Origin of the sequence: Bacillus cereus group sp. BceL062, assembly GCF_051780025.1 — a bacterium.
GTDB lineage: Bacteria > Bacillota > Bacilli > Bacillales > Bacillaceae_G > Bacillus_A > Bacillus_A toyonensis.
The window spans coordinates 1-20,537 of record NZ_JBPWGY010000020.1; the positions used below are offsets into that span (position 1 = coordinate 1).

Below are 20,537 nucleotides of genomic sequence, written 5' to 3' on the forward strand. Positions count from 1 at the left end.
GAGAGGTCACACCCGTTCCCATACCGAACACGGAAGTTAAGCTCTCTAGCGCCGATGGTAGTTGGGACCTTGTCCCTGTGAGAGTAGGACGTCGCCAAGCAACTAAAACACAAGTCTTTTGACTTGTGTTTTTTTGTATTGTTAAACAGTGCATAAAAGAAGTAATGGTAATACAAACACGTTGCCCAAGAGTAAATCATATTATATAAGAGATGGATGTATATTTTTCTGTAAATTGTTAAGGAATAGAGGTATCAAATATGTTTATTTAAATACAGGGAGGGAAGGTTATGAAATTACAAAGTGAAATTTGCATTGTTTGTGAGACAAAAAGAGAAGAAGGTATATATGTTTATAATAATTTGATATGTCATGAATGTGAAAAAGATATGGTGAGTACTGAGACAGATGATCCAAAATATATACATTATTTAAAACAGCTTCGGAAGTTAGAAGTATCATATTTATAAATAGGCATCTGCCTATTATTTTTTTTGCCTTAATATCTGTATAATAGATACAGAATGAATAATAAGGAAGAGATAGATATGAATCAAAAGCGTATGCCTTTATATGAGGCGTTAATAGAGTTTAAAGAAAGAGAACCACTGTCCTTTCATGTTCCAGGTCATAAGAATGGTGTAAACTTCCCTCAGGAAGCCATTGGGGAGTTTAAAGATATACTATCCATTGATGTAACCGAACTAACAGGGTTAGACGATTTACATAGTCCGTTTGAATGTATAGATGAAGCACAAAAATTATTAGCTGATGTATATGGTGCGGAAAAAAGTTATTTTTTAATTAATGGTTCAACGGTCGGAAATCTAGCAATGATTTTATCTTGCTGCGGTGAGCGTGATATTGTCCTTGTACAAAGAAATTGTCATAAATCAATCATTAATGGATTAAAACTGGCGGGTGCGAATCCAATTTTTCTAGACCCATGGATTGATGAGGCATATAACGTACCAGTAGGAATTGGTGATGAAGTTATTAAAGGGGCAATTAAAAGATATCCTAATGCTAAAGCCCTCATTTTAACGCATCCTAATTATTATGGTATGGGGATAGATTTAGAAGCAAGTATTGCTTATGCACATGCACATAAAATCCCTGTTTTAGTAGACGAAGCTCATGGAGCACACTTTTGCTTAGGGGAACCATTTCCAAAGTCAGCATTAGCATATGGTGCAGATATTGTGGTTCATTCTGCACATAAAACATTACCTGCGATGACAATGGGATCTTATTTACATATAAATAGTCATTTAGTGAATGAAGAAAGAGTTTCTGCTTATTTGAGTATGCTACAATCTAGTAGTCCGTCATATCCAATTATGGCTTCACTTGATATAGCGCGCTTTACACTAGCAAGTATAAAGGAAAAAGGTCATGATGAAATTGTCGAGTTTTTACGGAGATTTAAAAAAGGATTGTGTTCCATTTCGCAAATAGCTGTTTTACAATATCCGTTGCAAGATGATTTAAAGATTACTGTACAAACTCGTTGTCAGTTATCAGGATATGAATTACAGTCTGTATTTGAAAGGGCCGGAATATATACAGAAATGGCAGATCCATATAATGTCCTACTTATTTTACCTCTACAAGCAAAAGAGGAGTACATGAGGGCTATAGAGATAATTCGAGTTGCGTTGGAACATTATGAGGTGAAAGACAAGAACGAATCTATTCGTTATACTTATAAAAGAGAATCCTCTCCTTTACCGTATACATATAAACAATTAGAAGGATACAAAACAAAAGTAGTACCTATAGAAGAAGCGGTAGGGATGATAGCGGCGGAAATGATAATTCCATATCCGCCTGGAATTCCATTGATTATGTATGGAGAGAGAATTACTTCAGAACATAAAGAACAAATTATGTATTTAGAGAAAACAGGAGCTCGTTTTCAAGGTAGCACGAAAGATATGAAAGTGTATGATATAGAAAGTAGGTTTTAGGATGAAGGGATTATTTGTAACAATTGAGGGGCCAGAAGGTTCGGGTAAAACAACGTTAATTAAAAAATTATTACCATACTTTGAGCAAAAAGAACAAAAGGTAATGGCGACGAGAGAACCAGGTGGTATAGCAATTTCTGAAGATATTAGAACAATTCTACATAAACAAGAATATACGATGATGGAAGCACGTACAGAGGCGCTTCTTTATGCTGCTGCACGTAGACAACATTTAGTAGAAAAAGTTATGCCAGCGCTTAATGAGAACTATCTTGTATTATGTGATCGTTTTATAGATAGCTCTTTAGCGTATCAAGGATATGCAAGAGGCTTAGGAATGGATAAAGTATTTGAAATAAATCGCTTCGCAACAGAAGACTGTATGCCTAGTGTAACAATTTACTTAGACATTGAACCAGAGATTGGTTTAGCTCGCATTGAAAAAGATGCGGGGCGCGAAGTGAATCGATTAGATATGGAAGATATCTCTTTCCATAAACGTGTACGTGAAGGGTATTTACAAGTTGTAGAACGTTTTTCTGATCGTATTGTATTAGTAAATGCTGATCAACCAATGGAAAAACTTATAGAAGAAGTTGTTCAGATTATAGAAGATAAATTGTTATAATAGAAGGAAAGAATGAAATAAGTGAGGTATGCATTATGACGAAGACGTGGGAGCAGCTTTCTGCTATACAGCCCATCGGTGTAAAAATGTTGATGAATAGCATTGCAAAAGAGCGTATATCCCACGCTTACTTGTTAGAAGGAGGGAAAGGAACAGGGAAGTTTGCAACAGCGATTCAAATGGCAAAGAGTTTCCTTTGCTCTCAAAGGAATGAGGTAGAACCATGTCATGTATGTACAAATTGTAAACGAATTGACTCAGGTAATCACCCTAACCTACATATTGTAAAACCAGATGGATTATCTATTAAAAAGCAACAAATTCATGATTTACAGGAAGAATTTTCAAAAACAGGATTAGAGGCAAATAAAAAAGTTTATATTATCGAGCATGCAGATCGTATGACAGCAAATGCGGCAAATACACTATTGAAATTTCTAGAGGAACCGAGTAGTGATACAACAGCTATTTTACTTACTGAACAAAGTCATCAAATTTTAAATACGATTTTATCTCGCTGTCAAGTTGTTACATTTAGACCGTTACCTACGGAGTCTTTAAGTAGAAGATTACAGGATGAAGGCATTACATCCTCTTTATCAACTCTAGCTGCACAGCTTACGAATAGTTTTGATGAAGCTTTAGCTTTATGTAATGATGAATGGTTTGCACAAGCACGAACTTTAGTGATAAAATTATGTGAAGCGCTCGAAAAAGATAAAGCCTCTATTTTTTTTGTACAAGAAAAATGGGGAAAACACTTTGGAGAGAAAGAACAGTTACAGCAAGGTTTAGATATGTTGCTCCTTATTTATAAGGATTTATTATATGTTCAACTTGGAGAAGAAGATCGTCTTGTTTTTCATGAGCAGAAAGAGATGTTTGAATCTTTTTCCTATGCTCAGAAGCGCATTGTATCAGCTCTCTTTAATATATTAGAGGCAAAAAATAGAATCAACGCTAATGTAAATGCGCAGCTTGTGTTCGAACAGTTAGTGTTGCGGTTGCAGGAGGGATGACCGTTTTGTATGATGTAGTAGGTGTTCGCTTTAAGAAGGCCGGCAAGGTATATTACTTTGATCCGAATCAGTTCGATATCTCTGAGAATGAGTTTGTAATTGTAGAAACGGTAAGAGGTATTGAATACGGAAAAGTAGTTATTACCAAAAAGCAAGTTGATGAAAACGATGTTGTGTTACCGTTAAAAAAGGTTATTCGTATCGCAAATGAAAATGATCGTACCATTGTTGACGAGAACAAACATGCTGCGAAAGAGGCATATCAAGTTTGTCAACAAAAGGTAGTAGAGCATAATCTAGATATGAAACTTGTAGATGTAGAGTATACGTTCGATCGTAATAAGATTATTTTCTACTTTACTGCAGATGGTCGGATTGATTTCCGCGAACTAGTGAAAGACTTAGCGGCAATTTTTAGGACGAGAATTGAACTAAGACAAATTGGTGTTCGTGATGAAGCGAAGATGCTTGGTGGTATTGGTCCATGTGGTCGTATGCTTTGTTGTTCTACTTTTTTAGGAGATTTTGAACCTGTATCCATTAAAATGGCAAAGGATCAAAATTTATCATTAAATCCTGCAAAAATTTCTGGTTTATGTGGTCGCTTAATGTGTTGCTTAAAATATGAGAATGATGAATATGAGGCAGCAAAGGAACAACTTCCTGATTTAGATCAACGTATACAAACACCACATGGTACTGGCCGTGTTATCGGATTAAATATTTTAGAAAGATTAATTCAAGTGGAGCTAGTAGACAAGGAACGGATAGTAGAATATACGTTAGATGAGTTAGTGAATAAAGGGGTCGTTTCGAGTCAAACCACAGATTAATGAGGTGGGTGCTTGTGGAGAAAAAAGATATTTTTGCATCGGTTTCTAGTATGGAAGAGCAAATTGGACATTTATATAAACAGTTGGGTGAATTAAAACAACATCTTGCAGAGTTGTTGGAAGAAAATCAACATATAAAAATGGAAAATGAAAATTTGCGACACCGTTTTGAAGAAGTGCAGAATAAAGAAAAACAAAAAGCTCAAAAACGTAAAGAAGTGAAGCCGAAGACGGATATTGGTGAAGGCTATGACAATTTAGCAAGACTATATCAAGAAGGTTTCCATATTTGCAATCTACATTATGGAAGTGTACGTAAAGAGGGAGATTGTTTATTCTGTCTGTCATTTTTAAATAAAAAGTGAAATTACCTTTCCAATTATAATTGGAAAGGTAATTTTTTATACATGAGAATAGAACAAAATGTATTTGTATATTAGTAGAAGATGAAATAGGGTAGGTTAAGTGTAAGAAAAGGAGTAATATATGAATTTATACGAAGATGAACGTTTAGATTATTTATTAGCGCAAGATATGAAGATTATACAAAGTCCATCGGTGTTTAATTTCTCTTTAGATGCCGTTTTACTTGCAGATTTTGCTTGGGTGCCAATTCAAAAAGGAAATTTACTTGATTTGTGCACAGGTAATGCGGTTGTGCCCCTTCTATTAAGCACGAGAACAAAAGGGAATATTATAGGTGTGGAAATTCAAGAACGTTTATATGATATGGGAATAAGAAGTGTTCAATACAATAAGTTAGAAGAAAGAATTCAACTCATACATGGAGATTTGAAAGATATGCCAGAGAAACTTGGGCGCCATCAATATGATGTTGTTACATGTAACCCTCCTTATTTTCAAACACCTCAAACGTCTGAGAAAAATATGAATGAACATTTAGCAATAGCTCGTCATGAAATTATGTGTACGTTAGAAGATGTTGTATCTGCAAGTAGTCAGCTAGTAAAACAAGGCGGGAAAGTAGCGTTTGTACATCGCCCAGGTCGTTTACTCGACATTGTTACATTAATGCGTAAATACAAAATTGAACCAAAGCGTGTGCGATTTGTTTATCCTAAGGCAGGTAAAGAAGCAAATACATTATTAATTGAAGGAATTAAGGATGGGAACGCAGATTTGAAAATCCTACCACCTCTTTTTGTATACGAAGAAAATAACGAATATACAAAGGAGATTCGTTCAATTTTATATGGAGAAGAATAAGCATTGTTTTTATGTGGTGGAATGTTCTGATGGAAGTTATTATGCTGGATATACAAATCATATAGAAAAACGGATTCAGACTCATAATAGTGGAAAAGGTGCTAGATATACACGTGCTAGACTTCCGGTTGTTTTAAGGTATGTAGAGAATCATGAGGATAAACGAACAGCTATGCAGGCTGAATATCATTTTAAGCAGTTAACGAGAAAACAAAAAGAAGAATATATGCAAAAAGGAGAACGCTATGTGGCAGCAAAAAAGCTTTCAACAAAATGAAAAGGGGATGTTATATCTAGTACCTACTCCAATTGGAAATTTAGAAGATATGACATTTCGTGCAATTCGGATTTTAAAAGAGGTAGATGTTATTGCAGCGGAAGATACAAGACAAACAAAAAAACTTTGTAATTATTTCGAAATTGAAACACCTGTCATGAGTTACCATGAGCATAATAAAGAAGTAAGTGGAAAGAAAATATTAGAGAAGCTAGAGGAAGGGAAGAATATAGCACTTGTTAGTGATGCTGGTATGCCGTGTATTTCCGATCCAGGCTACGATATTGTTGTCGAGGCCGTAGCTGAGCAATATCATGTGGTTCCGCTTCCTGGGGCAAATGCAGCCCTTACAGCGTTAATTGCATCGGGTCTTGAAACAAAGCAGTTTTATTTCTATGGATTTTTACAAAGAAATAAAAAGGAAAGAAAAATGGAATTAGAAAAACTTCGCTATGTGCAAACTACAATGATGTTTTATGAAGCACCTCATCGTCTAGATGACACTTTAATCTCGATGCAAGAAATATTAGGCAATAGGGAAATTGTATTATGTCGAGAGTTAACGAAAAAGTTTGAGGAATTTATTCGAGGAACAATTGAGGAAACAATTGAATGGACGAAGCAAAATGAAGTTCGTGGTGAGTTTTGTATTTTAGTAGCTGGTTCAACGGAAGAACCTGCTCCAGAAGAACAATGGTGGGAATCTATTTCGGTATATGATCATATTGAACATTATATAAATGAAAAAGGCATGAATTCAAAAGAGGCGATAAAAACAGTCGCTAAAGATCGAGATTTGTCGAAACGCGATGTGTATCAAATCTATCATGTCGATAAAAAATAAGCTTCTCATAATTGAGAAGCTTATTTTGCTGTTTCGATATAATCTTGAAGTTCGTTTAAGATTTGCTCAGCGCCTTCTTTGCTTAAGATAATTTTACCTTCAGCTAAAGATAGGTTACCATCAGATACTTCACCAGTTACTTGGCAAGTCATGTTTGGTTTATATTTTTTTAAGATGATTTTTTCGTCATCAACATAGATTTCAAGTGCATCCTTTTCTGCAATACCTAAAGTACGGCGTAATTCGATTGGAATTACAACACGACCTAGTTCATCAACTTTACGAACAATACCAGTAGATTTCATAATTCTTTTCCTCCTAAATAAATAGTTTATAAGTTTCGAGTCTATTTTTTTGATTCGTCATTTTTCGACAAAATACCCTATGGACATATGATACCAATCATTTACATTTCCGTCAATTCTTAAATTCTATATTTTTTAAAAAGATTTATAGATTTCTTACTTCTTATATATAATAGAATGGGAGTAATTTTTGCGATTATTTTCTGAAAAATATATTTATTTAAAAGTAGGGTTGTATATTTTGTTTGAATATGAGTAATAGATGATAAAGATATGTAGCATTAACTGGTGTTTATCCCGCGTTAACGAGCAATAAGATTCCCACTTTAAAATGCAGTTGGAGCAAAGAAGTTAAGTTAGAGTCGGGCTGCTCGTAAAAGCTTGATTAGTGAGAGTTAATAATTTGTGGGGGATAAACACCCCTACGGATTAAAGTTTCACTTTATATATGAGTTTTTGATATACTATTTATAAATACATATGAGGTTATTCGGGAGGTCCAAAACAATGACAAAGGAAAATAAGTCCTTTTATATTACTACCCCAATTTATTATCCAAGTGGAAAGTTACACATTGGACATGCTTATACGACAGTAGCAGGAGATGCAATGGCACGATATAAGCGTATGCAAGGCTACAATGTTCATTATCTAACAGGAACTGATGAGCATGGGCAGAAGATCCAAAAGAAAGCAGAAGAGTTAAATGTGACACCACAAGCATACGTGGATAATATTGTTGCAGGAATTAAAGAGCTTTGGGAGAAGATGGATATCTCTTATGATGATTTTATTCGCACAACTGAAGATCGTCATAAAGATGTTGTCGAAAAGATCTTCAAGCAACTAGTAGACCAAGGTGATATTTATCTTGATGAATATGAAGGTTGGTATTCTGTACAAGATGAAACATTCTATACAGCGCATCAATTAGTAGATCCAATTATGGAAGGTGACAAAGTAGTTGGAGGAAAAAGTCCAGATAGTGGTCATGATGTAGAACTTGTTCGTGAAGAATCATATTTCTTTAGAATGGGTAAATATGTCGACAGGCTATTAAAGTTCTATGAAGATAATCCACATTTTATTCAGCCAGAGTCTCGTAAAAATGAAATGATTAATAACTTCATTAAACCAGGATTAGAAGATTTAGCAGTTTCTCGTACTTCATTTGATTGGGGAGTTCGTGTTCCAGGCAACCCAAAACATGTTATTTACGTATGGGTTGATGCATTATCTAACTACATTACAGCATTAGGTTATGGAACAGAAAATGAAGAGATGTATAAGAAATTCTGGCCGGCAGATGTGCATTTAGTCGGAAAAGAAATTGTTCGTTTCCATACAATTTATTGGCCAATCATTTTAATGGCATTAGATTTACCTCTTCCGAAAAAGGTCTTTGCTCATGGTTGGATTTTAATGAAGGATGGAAAAATGAGTAAGTCAAAAGGAAACGTAGTAGATCCAGTTACATTAATTGATCGTTACGGATTAGATGCATTACGTTATTACTTACTTCGAGAAGTTCCGTTCGGATCTGATGGCGTATTCACACCAGAAGGATTTGTTGAACGTATCAACTTCGATTTAGCAAATGACTTAGGTAACTTATTAAATCGTACAGTAGCTATGATTGATAAGTACTTTAACGGAGAAATACCTGCATTTAAAGCAAATGTAACGGAATTCGATGAAACGTTAGTAACGTTTGCAAAAGATACATTGCAAAAAGTAGAAGACGCAATGGAAAATATGGAATTCTCTGTAGCGCTAAGCTCAATTTGGCAATTGGTTAGCCGTACGAATAAATATATTGATGAAACACAACCGTGGGTATTAGCGAAGGATGAAAATGATCGTGAAAAGTTAGCTTCTGTAATGGCTCATTTAGCAGAAGTACTTCGTCAAACAGGTATTATGCTTATGCCATTCTTAACAGTAGCACCAAGCAAGATGTTTGCTCAACTTGGTCTTACTGAAGAAGCACATAAATCTTGGGAAAGCCTATCTACAATTGGATGTATTCCAGGTGGAACAAAAGTAGAAAAAGGAAATCCAATTTTCCCTCGTTTGGAAATGGAAGTAGAAGTAGAGTATATTAAAGAACAAATGAAGAGCTCTGCGCCTAAAGTAGAAGAGAAAAAAGAAGAAGAACCGCAGGCAGAAGAAATTACAATTGATGATTTCTTTAAAGTAGAATTACGAGTAGCTGAAGTAATATCGGCTGAACCTGTAAAAAAAGCAGATAAGCTGTTAAAAATCCAGCTTGATTTAGGTACAGAAAAGCGCCAGGTTGTTTCAGGTATTGCAAAATTCTATTCTCCGGAAGACTTACAAGGTAAAAAAGTTATTTGTGTAACAAACTTAAAACCTGTAAAATTACGCGGTGAATTATCACAAGGTATGATTTTAGCGGGTGAAGAGAATGGAGTATTGTCATTAGCAACAATCGACCAAAATCTTCCGAATGGTACAAAAATCAAGTAATTAAGGCAAGAAAAGAGATGTTTCACGTGTAACATGTGTGAAGCGTCTTTTTTCTTTTTAAATTTCCTTTTTTTGCATTAAAATTGTAGTATTGTTATCGTTGAGTTAGAAAGAAAATCGTTTTTCTCTATGATAGAATTGATTTCAATATAAAAGGAGTTATTTATTATGTTGTTTGATACACATTCACATTTAAATGCAGAGCAGTTTGAAGAAGATTTACAAGAAGTTATTGCACGAATGAAAGAAGCAGGAGTTACATATACAGTTGTTGTTGGATTTGATGAAGTAACGATAAAAAAAGCGATTGAATTAGCTGAGGCTTATGATTTTATTTACGCTGCAGTTGGATGGCATCCTGTAGATGCTATCGACATGAAAGAAGAACATTTAGCTTGGTTAGAAGAATTAGCTTCACATCCTAAAGTCGTTGCAATTGGAGAAATGGGACTAGATTATCACTGGGATAAGTCCCCTAAAGAAATACAGAAGGAAGTATTCCGTAAACAAATTGCATTAGCTAAAAAAGTGAAATTACCAATCATTATACATAACCGTGATGCAACTCAAGATATTGTTGATATTCTAGAGGAAGAGAATGCGGCTGAAGTAGGGGGTATTATGCATTGCTTTAGTGGTAGTGTCGAAGTAGCACAGCGATGTGTTGATATGAACTTTTTAATTTCATTAGGTGGACCGGTTACATTTAAAAATGCTAAGAAACCGAAAGAAGTTGCAGTAGAGATTCCTTTAGAGAAATTGTTAATAGAGACGGATTGTCCATATTTAACACCACATCCATTTCGAGGGAAGCGAAATGAACCGAGTTATGTAAAGCTTGTAGCAGAAGAAATTGCGAATTTAAAGGGGATTTCTTATGAGGAAGTAGCAGAAGTTACAACAAAAAATGCAAAGGCTTTATTTGGTGTTGAATAAAAAAGGAATGGGAGAACCCATTCTTTTTTATTTTTTGAGAAAAGAAATAGTAGAAGCGAAAGAGAAGATAAGGGGAAATTAGGAAGTGTTACAATAAGGAGAGAGAACAAAGTTTGTACCAGTCTATTTTTTAAAATGTAAGAATGGGGAAAATAATAATGGAAAAGTCGTCATTTTTTTGTTTTACTAAGTAGAGACGAAATGAGTGTGGAGGCAAGCATGAAAATTAAAGAGATTATCGTTGTAGAAGGTAAAGATGATACAGTTGCAATTAAGCGTGCTGTTGATGCGGATACAATTGAAACGAACGGTTCAGCAATCGGTGATCATGTTATTGAGCAAGTTAAATTAGCGCAGCAAAAACGAGGCGTTATTATTTTTACAGATCCGGATTATCCAGGAGAGCGTATTCGAAAAATTATTTCTGACAAGGTACCTGGATGTAAGCATGCTTTCTTACCGAAGGAAGAAGCGCTTGCTAAAAGAAAAAAAGGTGTTGGAATTGAACACGCTTCTAATGAATCGATTCGCCGTGCTTTAGAGAATATACATGAAGAAATGGAAGCTTACACAAGTGAAATTAGTTGGAGTGATCTAGTCGATGCAGGCTTAGTGGGCGGAGAAATGGCAAAGAGTCGCAGAGAAAGAATGGGTAAGCTATTAAAGATTGGTTATACAAATGCAAAACAGTTACATAAACGTTTACAGATGTTTCAAGTTTCAAAAGAGACGTTTGCAGAAGCTTATAAACAAGTAATACAGGAGGAAAAGAAATGAAAGATATCGCAACGCCGAATCGTACGAAAGACATTGTTGAAAAGTATGGATTCTCATTCAAAAAAAGTTTAGGGCAAAATTTCTTAATTGATACAAATGTATTAAATCGTATTGTTGATCACGCAGAAATCGGTTCAGAAAGTGGTGCAATTGAGATTGGACCAGGTATCGGTGCGTTAACAGAGCAGTTAGCGAAGCGTGCTAAAAAAGTGGTGGCTTTTGAAATTGATCAAAGATTATTACCAATTTTAGACGAGACGTTAGCTCCATATAGTAACGTTACAGTTATAAATAAAGATGTACTAAAGGCAGATGTACACGAAGTGTTTAGTGAGCAATTTGAAGAAGGACAAGATGTAATGGTAGTAGCTAATTTACCGTACTATATTACAACGCCAATTTTATTTAAATTGCTTGAAGAAAAATTACCGGTTCGTGGATTTGTTGTTATGATGCAAAAAGAAGTTGGAGATCGTTTAGCTGCTAAACCTGGAACGAAAGAATATGGTTCTTTATCAATTGCTATTCAGTATTATACAGAGGTAGAAACAGTTATGACTGTACCGCGTACAGTGTTTGTACCACAACCAAATGTTGATTCTGCGATTATCCGTCTTCTAAAGCGTCAGAAACCAGTTGTAGAAGTGACAAATGAGACTTTCTTCTTTGAAGTAGTAAGAGCAAGTTTCGCACAGCGCCGTAAAACTTTAATGAATAATTTATCGAATAATTTAAATGGTTTCCCGAAAGATAAAGAGCTGTTGGATCGAATTTTAACAGAAGTAGGAATTGATCCAAAGCGAAGAGGCGAAACGCTATCTATCGAAGAGTTTGCAACATTAAGTAACGCATTAGTTCTTCATAAGTTATCATAAGGATATGAAAGGGACAGTTCAATTTGAGCTGTCCCTTTTGTCACCTTTCCTTTCCTAAATTCATACTTTAAAAACAGGTAAGATGGCCTAACGAGTTTGGAGGTAGGAGAATGGCTTTACATGTTGGAGAATTAGTGGAACGATATTCTCATAATAGGGATATCCTTTTTCGTATTATAGAAATAAAAGGCGAGATAGCTATATTGTTTGGGGAGGAAATTAGACTTGTGGCAGATGCGCCGCTTGAAGATTTAATTAGTATAGATCAACGAGAACATAAAAAAAGAGTGAAGCGTGAAAAAGAAACAATGGAGCGCACGTACCGTTTATTTCAACAAGATTATGTATTGATGAAACAAAGGCATGAACACACTTCAACTGGTGGATACACAAGTGAAGTGAATTACTTTCAAATGCCAGGACGCGTATTGCATATAGATGGGGACCCTTTGTATTTGCGCAAGTGTTTAGACCTATATAATAAAATTGGTGTTCCTGTACAAGGTGTTCATTGTAAGGAAACAGAGATGCACGAAAAGGTAGTAGACTTAATAGATCATTTCCGCCCAGACATTTTAGTTATTACAGGACACGATGCCTATACAAAATCCAAAGGGGTAAAGGGAGATTTAGCAGCATATAGGCATTCAAGGCATTTTGTACAGGCTGTCCGAGAAGTACGAAAAAAATATCCATCATTGGATCAACTCGTTATTTTTGCTGGGGCGTGTCAATCGCATTTCGAGGCGTTAATTCGAGCGGGTGCTAACTTTGCTAGTTCTCCGTCTAGGATTAACATCCATGCACTAGACCCTGTGTATGTGGTTGGTAAAATTAGCTTCACTTCATTTATGGAGAGAGTAAATGTATGGGATGTTGTACGTAATACGATTACTGGTGAAAAAGGACTGGGTGGAATTGAAACGAGAGGGATTTTACGAACAGGATTACCCTTCCAACATTATGAAGAATAAGCAAGGTACATACGTATCTTGCTTTTTTATGCGTAAGAGAATGAAATGAATTTGGATAAAAAGTGGTAAGAGCGTAAAGACTATACAATGATACTTTTACAATATAGTATTTCTTCTATCTATTCGAACGCATGATGCTTTTATAATGATATAGTCTGTGAATTGCGGTTAATAATTGGGATAGATATATCGTGTTTTAAGTGTTCAATCTAAATTACAGCGAGGTGTAGCAAGGTATATGTCAAAACGTTTAGATGAAATTAAAAGCGAATTAGATCACCATCTTGGACAGCGACTTATGTTAAAGGCGAATAGCGGAAGAAGAAAAACAGTGGAGCAATCAGGTGTACTTGCAGAAACTTATCGTTCTGTGTTTGTTGTACAGTTAGACCAACAAGAAGATGCATTGCAACGTGTATCTTATAGTTATGCAGATGTTTTAACAGAGACGGTAGAGTTAACATTTTATGGTGAACCCCATAATGAAATTATTTTATAACTCATGTGTCGTTACATATATTCCCACAAATGAAAAGTTATATTATTTTGCATACTAATTATACCGTAGCAAAATAAGGGGGGACTCTGCATTGAGTAGACGAAGAGGTGTCATGTCAAACCAGTTTAAAGAAGAGCTAGCAAAAGAGCTGGGCTTTTATGATGTTGTTCAGAAAGAAGGATGGGGCGGAATTCGTGCGAAAGATGCTGGTAATATGGTGAAACGCGCTATAGAAATTGCAGAACAGCAATTAATGAAACAAAACCAGTAGTTGTAAGATTACTTTCTATGCTACGGTAGCCGAGGAGAGATTCCTCGGCTTTTTGTACTCTGAAAGGTGCCATCATTTTACATAAGTAGTTTCATTCTGAATGCTTTTCGTTATAATTAGGGAAGTGTCATCGTCTTACTATAAATTTATGGTAAAATAAACGATAAAAGATTGAGTACATAGAGTGGGTGAATAGATTGAAGCTACTAGTGAAAGCACCAGCAAAGATTAATCTGTCGTTAGATGTACTGGGAAAAAGACAAGACGGATATCATGAAGTGAAAATGATTATGACAACAATTGATTTAGCGGATCGTTTAGAACTAATGGAATTAGCAGAAGACCGTATTGAAATTTTATCCCATAATCGGTATGTCCCAGACGACCAACGAAATTTAGCTTATCAAGCAGCGAAATTATTAAAAGAGAAGTTTAATGTGAAAAAAGGTGTATCTATTACTATTGAAAAAACGATTCCAGTAGCAGCTGGATTAGCAGGTGGAAGTAGTGATGCAGCAGCGACATTACGTGGTCTTAATAAATTATGGAATTTAGGGCTTACAATTGACGAATTAGCAGAGCTTGGCTCAGAAATTGGATCAGATGTATCGTTCTGTGTATATGGAGGGACAGCAATTGCCACTGGAAGAGGAGAGCGAATTGAGCATATAAAAACGCCACCTTCTTGTTGGGTTATTTTAGCGAAGCCACATATTGGTGTATCTACTGCTGACGTGTATGGAAATTTAAAACTAAATCGAGTTACACATCCAAATGTAGATAAAATGGTTGATGTCATCAATGCTGGAGATTACAAAGGGATTTGTGATACTGTTGGTAACGTCTTAGAAGATGTAACATTTAAGATGCATCCCGAAGTTGCTCGTATTAAAGCACAGATGAAACGATTTGGAGCAGATGCTGTACTAATGAGTGGAAGTGGTCCAACTGTATTCGGACTTGTACACCATGATTCGCGAATGCATCGCATTTATAACGGATTAAAAGGATTTTGTGAACAAGTATATGCGGTACGTTTATTAGGAGAGCGAGAAACGCTTGAATAAAGACGTATAATACGTTATGATTTGTTTAGAATATTCGTGATTTGAGGTGGGCGTATGAAAATTAGACGAAGTACAAGATTAGTCGATATGACATATTACTTGTTACAAAACCCTCGTCAGCTAGTTTCTCTCACTTTTTTTGCTGAAAGGTATCAATCGGCTAAATCCTCTATTAGTGAAGATTTAGTTATTATTAAGCAAACGTTTGAACAACAAGGGGTCGGCACATTGCAAACGGTACCAGGAGCAGCAGGAGGAGTGAAATATATACCATATATAAGTGAAGAAGAGGCAGATCTAATTATTGATGAGCTTTGTAGCTTATTTGAAAATCCAGATCGTATTTTGCCTGGCGGTTACTTATACATGACAGATCTTTTAAGTAATCCTCGTCATATTAATGGTGCAGGTCGTTTGTTTGCTTCTGTCTTTGCTAGGCAACCAATCGATGCAGTTATGACGGTAGCAACAAAAGGGATTCCACTTGCTTATGCAGTGGCAAACTACTTAGATGTACCGGTAGTAATTGCGAGGAAAGATAATAAGGTAACAGAAGGTCCAACTGTTAGTATTAACTATGTATCAGGTTCTTCTAAACGAATACAAACAATGACGTTGGCAAAGCGTAGTCTTCCAGAGGGATCAAACGTTTTAATTATTGATGATTTCATGAAAGCTGGCGGAACAATTCAAGGTATGATGAGTATGCTAGAAGAGTTTAAGGCTAATGTTGTTGGTATCGGTGTATTAGTAGAATCCACAGATATCGAAGAACGACTTATTAATAACTTTGTATCATTAATTCGTCTTTCAGAAGTTGATGTGAAAGAAAAATCGATTCAAGTGGAGAAGGGGAATTATTCACTTACACCATTTGATGAAGGACTTGTAGAGGTTGAATAAAAAAGGTAAAGCAAATGGCTTTATCTTTTTTTTATTCTATTTATAAATTATAAAATAGATGGACAAACTGCTTTTCGTGCACTATTTTTAAAGAGTAAAAATAAATAATAAAAGGGTGAAAAAATATGAAAGTTGTTCAAACAAGCAAGGCACCACAAGCAATTGGACCTTATTCACAAGGGATTATTGTAAATAATATGTTTTACAGTTCAGGACAAATTCCATTAACAGCAAGTGGAGAGCTTGTAACGGGAGATGTAACAGTACAAACAGAACAAGTATTTGAAAATTTACAAGCTGTATTAGAAGAAGCAGGTGCTTCATTTGATACGGTAGTAAAAACAACAGTATTCTTAAAAGATATGGATGATTTTAATGCTGTTAATGAAGTATACGGTTCTTATTTCTCTACTCATAAACCAGCACGTTCTTGTGTACAGGTAGCAAAATTACCGAAAGATGTTTCAGTTGAAATCGAAGTAATCGCCCTAGTTAAGTAACCTTTTGTAAGCGATAACCTCTACTAATCCTTATATTCAATTGCAATAAAAATTTTTATCTTAAAAATTTTTAAAAAATTAAAGGGAAAATAGAAAATTTGTGGAATTTATACAAATATATCGCTTATTTAGAAAAGGGTGGTGAACACAAGATGGAAGTGACTGACGTAAGATTACGCCGCGTAAACACAGAAGGCCGCATGAGAGCAATTGCCTCTATTACTCTAGACCATGAATTTGTTGTTCATGATATTCGTGTAATTGATGGTAATAATGGATTATTTGTAGCAATGCCAAGTAAACGTACTCCAGATGGAGAATTCCGTGACATTGCACATCCGATTAATTCTAATACACGCTCTAAAATTCAAGATGCGGTTTTAACGGAGTATCATCGTTTAGGCGAGTTAGAAGAGGTTGAGTTTGAAGAAGCAGGTGCTTCGTAAAATTCGAATGAAAAGGGCTTTTGAAAGAAAGTCTTATAATTTTGTAGCAAACTCCTGTAAGCATTTACAGGGGTTTGTTTTTTTTTTGACTTTATATAATTTATATTTAAAACATTCATCGTTTATTAAAATGAAGAGAAGAAACTACTAATTTTTTCAAAATCATTTTAAATAGTATAGCTTATTTCTTAAAAAAGATACTAAAGAGTAAAACATCTTATAAGAATTATGGTAAAATTTAATAGTTAAAATGTGTTTCTTGAAATATATGATGATTTAGGATAATATCGTTAATGGATAAATAGGTTGCGATGGAGGGTCTATATGTCAAACAGATTTGCAGTGATTCTAGCTGCAGGTAAAGGCACACGTATGAAGTCTAAGCTATACAAAGTGCTGCATCCTGTATGTGGAAAACCTATGGTACAACACGTAGTCGATCAAGTAACTCAATTAGGATTGCAGAAACTTGTAACGGTCGTTGGACATGGTGCTGAAATGGTACAAGAACAGCTAGGAAACGTAAGTGAGTTTGCATTACAAGCAGAACAACTTGGTACAGCGCATGCTGTAGATCAAGCTGCTAGCGTACTTGCAAATGAAGAAGGAACAACTTTAGTTATTTGTGGTGATACACCTTTAATAACTGCTGAAACGATGGAAGCATTACTTCAGCAACACAAAGAAGCAGGAGCAATGGCAACTGTGCTAACAGCATACATAGAAGAGCCTGCTGGATATGGCCGTATCGTTCGTAACGAAAATGGTCATGTTGAAAAGATCGTTGAGCATAAGGATGCAAATGAAAAAGAATTAGCTATTAAAGAAATCAATACAGGTACGTATTGTTTTGATAATAAAGCTTTATTCGCTTCACTTTCTAAAGTTTCAAATGATAACGTACAAGGTGAATATTACCTTCCAGATGTTATTGAGATTTTAAAAAATGAAGGTCATATCGTATCAGCTTATCAAACAGAGCACTTCGATGAAACGTTAGGTGTTAACGACAGAGTCGCTCTATCGCAAGCGGAAATTATTATGAAAAATCGTATCAACCGAAAGAACATGGTAAATGGTGTTACAATTATTGATCCAAGTAACACGTATATTTCTGCTGATGCAATTATCGGTAGTGATACAGTTCTTCATCCAGGAACAATTATTGAGGGGAACACTGTAATTGGTTCTGATTGTGAAATTGGACCGCATACAGTAATTCGCGATAGTGAAATTGGAGATCGTACGACAATTCGTCAATCTACTGTACATGATAGTAAGCTTGGTACAGAAGTATCGGTTGGTCCATTTGCACATATTCGCCCAGATTCAGTTATTGGAGACGAAGTACGCGTTGGAAACTTCGTGGAAATCAAAAAAACTGTTTTTGGTAATAGAAGTAAAGCTTCACACTTAAGTTATATCGGGGATGCACAAGTTGGAGAAGACGTGAATCTTGGTTGTGGTTCAATTACGGTGAACTATGACGGCAAGAATAAATTTAAAACTGTGATTGGTAACGGGGTATTTATTGGATGTAATTCAAATCTTGTTGCTCCTGTAACAGTTGAAGATGGTGCTTATGTGGCAGCAGGCTCTACAATTACAGAGAATGTCCCATCAAAAGCATTATCGGTAGCACGTGCACGTCAAGTTAACAAAGAAGACTATGTTGATCAATTGCTGAATAAGAAAAAATCATAATGTGGAGGGTTAATCTAGATGTCGACTCAATATCTAAATTCTAATTTGAAAGTATTCTCTTTAAACTCTAATAAGGAACTTGCTGAGCAAATCGCAAAGCATATTGGAGTAGGACTAGGAAAATGTTCTGTTGATCGTTTTAGTGATGGAGAAGTTCAAATTAACATTGAAGAAAGTATCCGTGGTTGCGATGTATTCATTATTCAATCTACAAGCTTCCCAGTAAACGAACATATCATGGAATTACTTATTATGATCGATGCATTAAAGCGTGCATCTGCAAAAACAATTAATATTGTTATTCCTTACTATGGTTATGCGCGTCAAGACCGTAAAGCGCGTTCTCGTGAACCAATTACATCGAAACTTGTAGCAAACTTGCTTGAAACAGCAGGTGCAACTCGTGTAATCACTCTAGATTTACATGCTCCACAAATTCAAGGATTCTTTGATATCCCAATCGACCACTTAATGGGTGTACCGATTCTTTCAGATTACTTTGAAACAAAAGGTCTTAAAGACATCGTAATCGTATCACCTGACCATGGTGGTGTAACTCGTGCTAGAAAAATGGCAGATCGCCTAAAAGCGCCAATCGCTATTATTGATAAACGTCGTCCTCGTCCGAATGTATCAGAGGTAATGAACATTATCGGTAACATCGAAGGCAAAACAGCAATTTTAATTGATGACATCATTGATACAGCTGGTACAATTACATTAGCAGCAAACGCTCTTGTTGAGAACGGTGCTTCTGAAGTATATGCTTGCTGTACACACCCAGTATTATCTGGCCCAGCAATTGAACGTATTCAAAATTCGAATATTAAAGAGTTAGTTGTAACGAACTCTATCGTATTACCAGAAGAAAAGAAAATCGACAAAGTACATGAACTTTCAGTTGCTCCATTAATTGGAGAAGCAATCATTCGTGTATACGAAGAAGAATCTGTAAGTGTATTATTCAATTAATTGGATAGAATGAGACGTAACCAAGCTTGGTTACGTCTTTTCGTATCGAAAAAAGAAAGTAGTGGTACAAGAATGAAATTGATAGTAGGACTTGGGAACCCAGGTAGAGAATATGAATTAACAAGGCATAATATTGGATTTATGGCAATTGATGAACTTGCAAAGCGTTGGAACATTTCTTTGAATGAACAGAAGTTTAAAGGCGTATTTGGTGCAGGATTTGTTAATGGAGAAAAAGTAATCTTATTAAAGCCACTTACATATATGAATTTATCTGGGGAAAGTATTCGTCCACTTATGGATTACTATAAAATTGATGTTGATGATTTCGTTGTTATGTATGATGATTTAGATATCCCGGTAGGTAAATTACGCCTTCGTATGAAAGGGAGTGCCGGTGGACATAATGGCGTGAAATCAACAATTTCGCATTTAGGAACGCAAGAGTTTCAACGTATCCGTATGGGAATTGATCGCCCGAAAAATGGGATGAAGGTAGTAGATTACGTATTAGGACGTTTTACATCCGAAGAGATTCCTGATGTCAATCATTCCATTGAAAAAGCAGCGGATGCATGTGAAGAGTGGTTAAATAAGCCTTTTCTCCAAATCATGAATACTTTCAACAGTTAAGGTTATGATTGGGAATATTTTATTTTATTTTTACCCATACTAGTAGTAACTGGATATTTAGGAGGCTAGTATGGAAGGGTATTATTATTGTAGGCATTGCGGGAGTAATGTAGGCTCCGTTACCGCAGAAAAAGTATATAGCGACGTTTTATTTCAACTAACAGAGCAAGAGGTAGTAGAGATGATTCATTTTCATGAGAATGGAAATATATATATAAAAACGATTTGTGAATCGTGCCAAGAAACGCTCGCATCTTATCCTGAGTATTATGAATATGAAAAATTTCTACAATAAAATGTTGTCGCTTTGGCATGTCCAAAGCATTTTTCTGTTTTCTTTTTCCAAAATATTTGCATAAAATATGGTGACTTGCTCTTTATGTTGAG

At 35.4% G+C, this 20,537-nt stretch carries 25 protein-coding genes and 1 rRNA gene; 25 read left to right on the forward strand and 1 reads right to left on the reverse strand.

Annotation, left to right across the window (positions count from 1 at the left end; all coding sequences use genetic code 11):
• From rrf to rsmI, 10 genes are all read left to right on the forward strand, one after another.
• A 5S ribosomal RNA gene (gene rrf / locus ACS2MN_RS29045) occupies nt 1-100 on the forward strand; the annotation flags it as partial.
• A 190-nt stretch (nt 101-290) separates the two neighbouring features.
• Nucleotides 291-470 (forward strand): sigma factor G inhibitor Gin, encoded by a 180-nt coding sequence (locus tag ACS2MN_RS29050; RefSeq protein ID WP_000776275.1) that lies wholly within the window; start codon nt 291-293, stop codon nt 468-470.
• Between the two features lie 78 nt (nt 471-548).
• Nucleotides 549-1,970: an aminotransferase class I/II-fold pyridoxal phosphate-dependent enzyme gene (locus ACS2MN_RS29055; RefSeq protein WP_001072283.1), complete on the forward strand. Its 1,422-nt coding sequence runs from the start codon at nt 549-551 to the stop codon at nt 1,968-1,970.
• A gap of 1 nt (nt 1,971) precedes the next feature.
• Nucleotides 1,972-2,598, forward strand: coding sequence for a dTMP kinase (gene tmk, locus ACS2MN_RS29060; protein WP_000677212.1), 627 nt, complete (start codon nt 1,972-1,974; stop codon nt 2,596-2,598).
• A 35-nt stretch (nt 2,599-2,633) separates the two neighbouring features.
• Complete coding sequence (gene holB, locus ACS2MN_RS29065) at nt 2,634-3,617, forward strand: DNA polymerase III subunit delta' (RefSeq protein WP_000169567.1); 984 nt, start codon at nt 2,634-2,636, stop codon at nt 3,615-3,617.
• Between the two features lie 5 nt (nt 3,618-3,622).
• Complete coding sequence (locus ACS2MN_RS29070) at nt 3,623-4,450, forward strand: PSP1 domain-containing protein (protein WP_000272428.1); 828 nt, start codon at nt 3,623-3,625, stop codon at nt 4,448-4,450.
• Between the two features lie 14 nt (nt 4,451-4,464).
• Entirely contained in the window at nt 4,465-4,815 is a 351-nt protein-coding gene (yabA, locus tag ACS2MN_RS29075) for a DNA replication initiation control protein YabA (RefSeq protein WP_000412058.1), read from the forward strand.
• A 121-nt stretch (nt 4,816-4,936) separates the two neighbouring features.
• Nucleotides 4,937-5,677: a tRNA1(Val) (adenine(37)-N6)-methyltransferase gene (locus ACS2MN_RS29080; RefSeq protein ID WP_001055359.1), complete on the forward strand. Its 741-nt coding sequence runs from the start codon at nt 4,937-4,939 to the stop codon at nt 5,675-5,677.
• Complete coding sequence (locus tag ACS2MN_RS29085; protein WP_000414346.1) at nt 5,664-5,954, forward strand: GIY-YIG nuclease family protein; 291 nt, start codon at nt 5,664-5,666, stop codon at nt 5,952-5,954. The genes ACS2MN_RS29080 and ACS2MN_RS29085 overlap by 14 nt, the downstream gene beginning before the upstream one ends.
• Nucleotides 5,923-6,798: a 16S rRNA (cytidine(1402)-2'-O)-methyltransferase gene (rsmI, locus tag ACS2MN_RS29090; protein ID WP_000267798.1), complete on the forward strand. Its 876-nt coding sequence runs from the start codon at nt 5,923-5,925 to the stop codon at nt 6,796-6,798. The genes ACS2MN_RS29085 and rsmI overlap by 32 nt, the downstream gene beginning before the upstream one ends.
• Before the next feature lie 20 nt (nt 6,799-6,818).
• Here the strand turns inward: rsmI and ACS2MN_RS29095 are convergent, their stop codons facing one another.
• Nucleotides 6,819-7,103, reverse strand: coding sequence for an AbrB/MazE/SpoVT family DNA-binding domain-containing protein (locus ACS2MN_RS29095; RefSeq protein ID WP_000843036.1), 285 nt, complete (start codon nt 7,101-7,103; stop codon nt 6,819-6,821).
• 507 nt (nt 7,104-7,610) lie between these two features.
• On the opposite strand from ACS2MN_RS29095, the gene metG reads away from it, so the two are divergent.
• The 15 genes from metG to ACS2MN_RS29170 all read left to right on the forward strand — a co-directional run bounded on the left by metG (nt 7,611) and on the right by ACS2MN_RS29170 (nt 20,445).
• The gene (gene metG / locus ACS2MN_RS29100) at nt 7,611-9,593 is read left to right on the forward strand and encodes a methionine--tRNA ligase (RefSeq protein ID WP_000159673.1); all 1,983 of its coding nucleotides are present in this window, start codon (nt 7,611-7,613) and stop codon (nt 9,591-9,593) included.
• Between the two features lie 168 nt (nt 9,594-9,761).
• Entirely contained in the window at nt 9,762-10,529 is a 768-nt protein-coding gene (locus ACS2MN_RS29105; RefSeq protein WP_000895828.1) for a TatD family hydrolase, read from the forward strand.
• A gap of 219 nt (nt 10,530-10,748) precedes the next feature.
• Complete coding sequence (rnmV, locus tag ACS2MN_RS29110) at nt 10,749-11,306, forward strand: ribonuclease M5 (RefSeq protein ID WP_000692838.1); 558 nt, start codon at nt 10,749-10,751, stop codon at nt 11,304-11,306.
• Nucleotides 11,303-12,181 carry a 16S rRNA (adenine(1518)-N(6)/adenine(1519)-N(6))-dimethyltransferase RsmA gene (gene rsmA, locus ACS2MN_RS29115; RefSeq protein ID WP_000651559.1) on the forward strand — a complete coding sequence of 293 codons (879 nt, stop codon included), beginning with the start codon at nt 11,303-11,305 and terminating at the stop codon, nt 12,179-12,181. The genes rnmV and rsmA overlap by 4 nt, the downstream gene beginning before the upstream one ends.
• A 110-nt stretch (nt 12,182-12,291) precedes the next feature.
• Nucleotides 12,292-13,155, forward strand: coding sequence for a sporulation peptidase YabG (yabG, locus tag ACS2MN_RS29120; RefSeq protein ID WP_001173740.1), 864 nt, complete (start codon nt 12,292-12,294; stop codon nt 13,153-13,155).
• Nucleotides 13,156-13,393: 238 nt separating this feature from the next.
• A complete protein-coding gene (gene veg / locus ACS2MN_RS29125) occupies nt 13,394-13,654 on the forward strand; it encodes a biofilm formation stimulator Veg (protein ID WP_000044348.1) in 261 nt (86 codons plus the stop codon).
• Nucleotides 13,655-13,745: 91 nt separating this feature from the next.
• Entirely contained in the window at nt 13,746-13,925 is a 180-nt protein-coding gene (gene sspF, locus ACS2MN_RS29130; RefSeq protein WP_001985066.1) for an acid-soluble spore protein SspF, read from the forward strand.
• A 197-nt stretch (nt 13,926-14,122) separates the two neighbouring features.
• Nucleotides 14,123-14,992, forward strand: a complete 870-nt coding sequence (gene ispE, locus ACS2MN_RS29135) for a 4-(cytidine 5'-diphospho)-2-C-methyl-D-erythritol kinase (protein ID WP_000772089.1) — start codon at nt 14,123-14,125, stop codon at nt 14,990-14,992.
• 54 nt (nt 14,993-15,046) lie between these two features.
• Entirely contained in the window at nt 15,047-15,895 is an 849-nt protein-coding gene (purR, locus tag ACS2MN_RS29140) for a pur operon repressor (RefSeq protein ID WP_000702479.1), read from the forward strand.
• Nucleotides 15,896-16,020: 125 nt separating this feature from the next.
• Nucleotides 16,021-16,395, forward strand: a complete 375-nt coding sequence (locus ACS2MN_RS29145; RefSeq protein WP_000869822.1) for a RidA family protein — start codon at nt 16,021-16,023, stop codon at nt 16,393-16,395.
• Between the two features lie 152 nt (nt 16,396-16,547).
• Nucleotides 16,548-16,841 carry a septation regulator SpoVG gene (gene spoVG / locus ACS2MN_RS29150; RefSeq protein ID WP_000454042.1) on the forward strand — a complete coding sequence of 98 codons (294 nt, stop codon included), beginning with the start codon at nt 16,548-16,550 and terminating at the stop codon, nt 16,839-16,841.
• 324 nt (nt 16,842-17,165) lie between these two features.
• Complete coding sequence (gene glmU / locus ACS2MN_RS29155; RefSeq protein WP_000071045.1) at nt 17,166-18,545, forward strand: bifunctional UDP-N-acetylglucosamine diphosphorylase/glucosamine-1-phosphate N-acetyltransferase GlmU; 1,380 nt, start codon at nt 17,166-17,168, stop codon at nt 18,543-18,545.
• 18 nt (nt 18,546-18,563) lie between these two features.
• The gene (locus ACS2MN_RS29160; protein WP_000107420.1) at nt 18,564-19,517 is read left to right on the forward strand and encodes a ribose-phosphate diphosphokinase; all 954 of its coding nucleotides are present in this window, start codon (nt 18,564-18,566) and stop codon (nt 19,515-19,517) included.
• Nucleotides 19,518-19,589: 72 nt separating this feature from the next.
• The gene (pth, locus tag ACS2MN_RS29165) at nt 19,590-20,150 is read left to right on the forward strand and encodes an aminoacyl-tRNA hydrolase (RefSeq protein ID WP_079520253.1); all 561 of its coding nucleotides are present in this window, start codon (nt 19,590-19,592) and stop codon (nt 20,148-20,150) included.
• A gap of 70 nt (nt 20,151-20,220) precedes the next feature.
• The gene (locus ACS2MN_RS29170; protein ID WP_000399441.1) at nt 20,221-20,445 is read left to right on the forward strand and encodes an anti-sigma-F factor Fin family protein; all 225 of its coding nucleotides are present in this window, start codon (nt 20,221-20,223) and stop codon (nt 20,443-20,445) included.
• Nucleotides 20,446-20,537 lie beyond the last annotated feature (92 nt).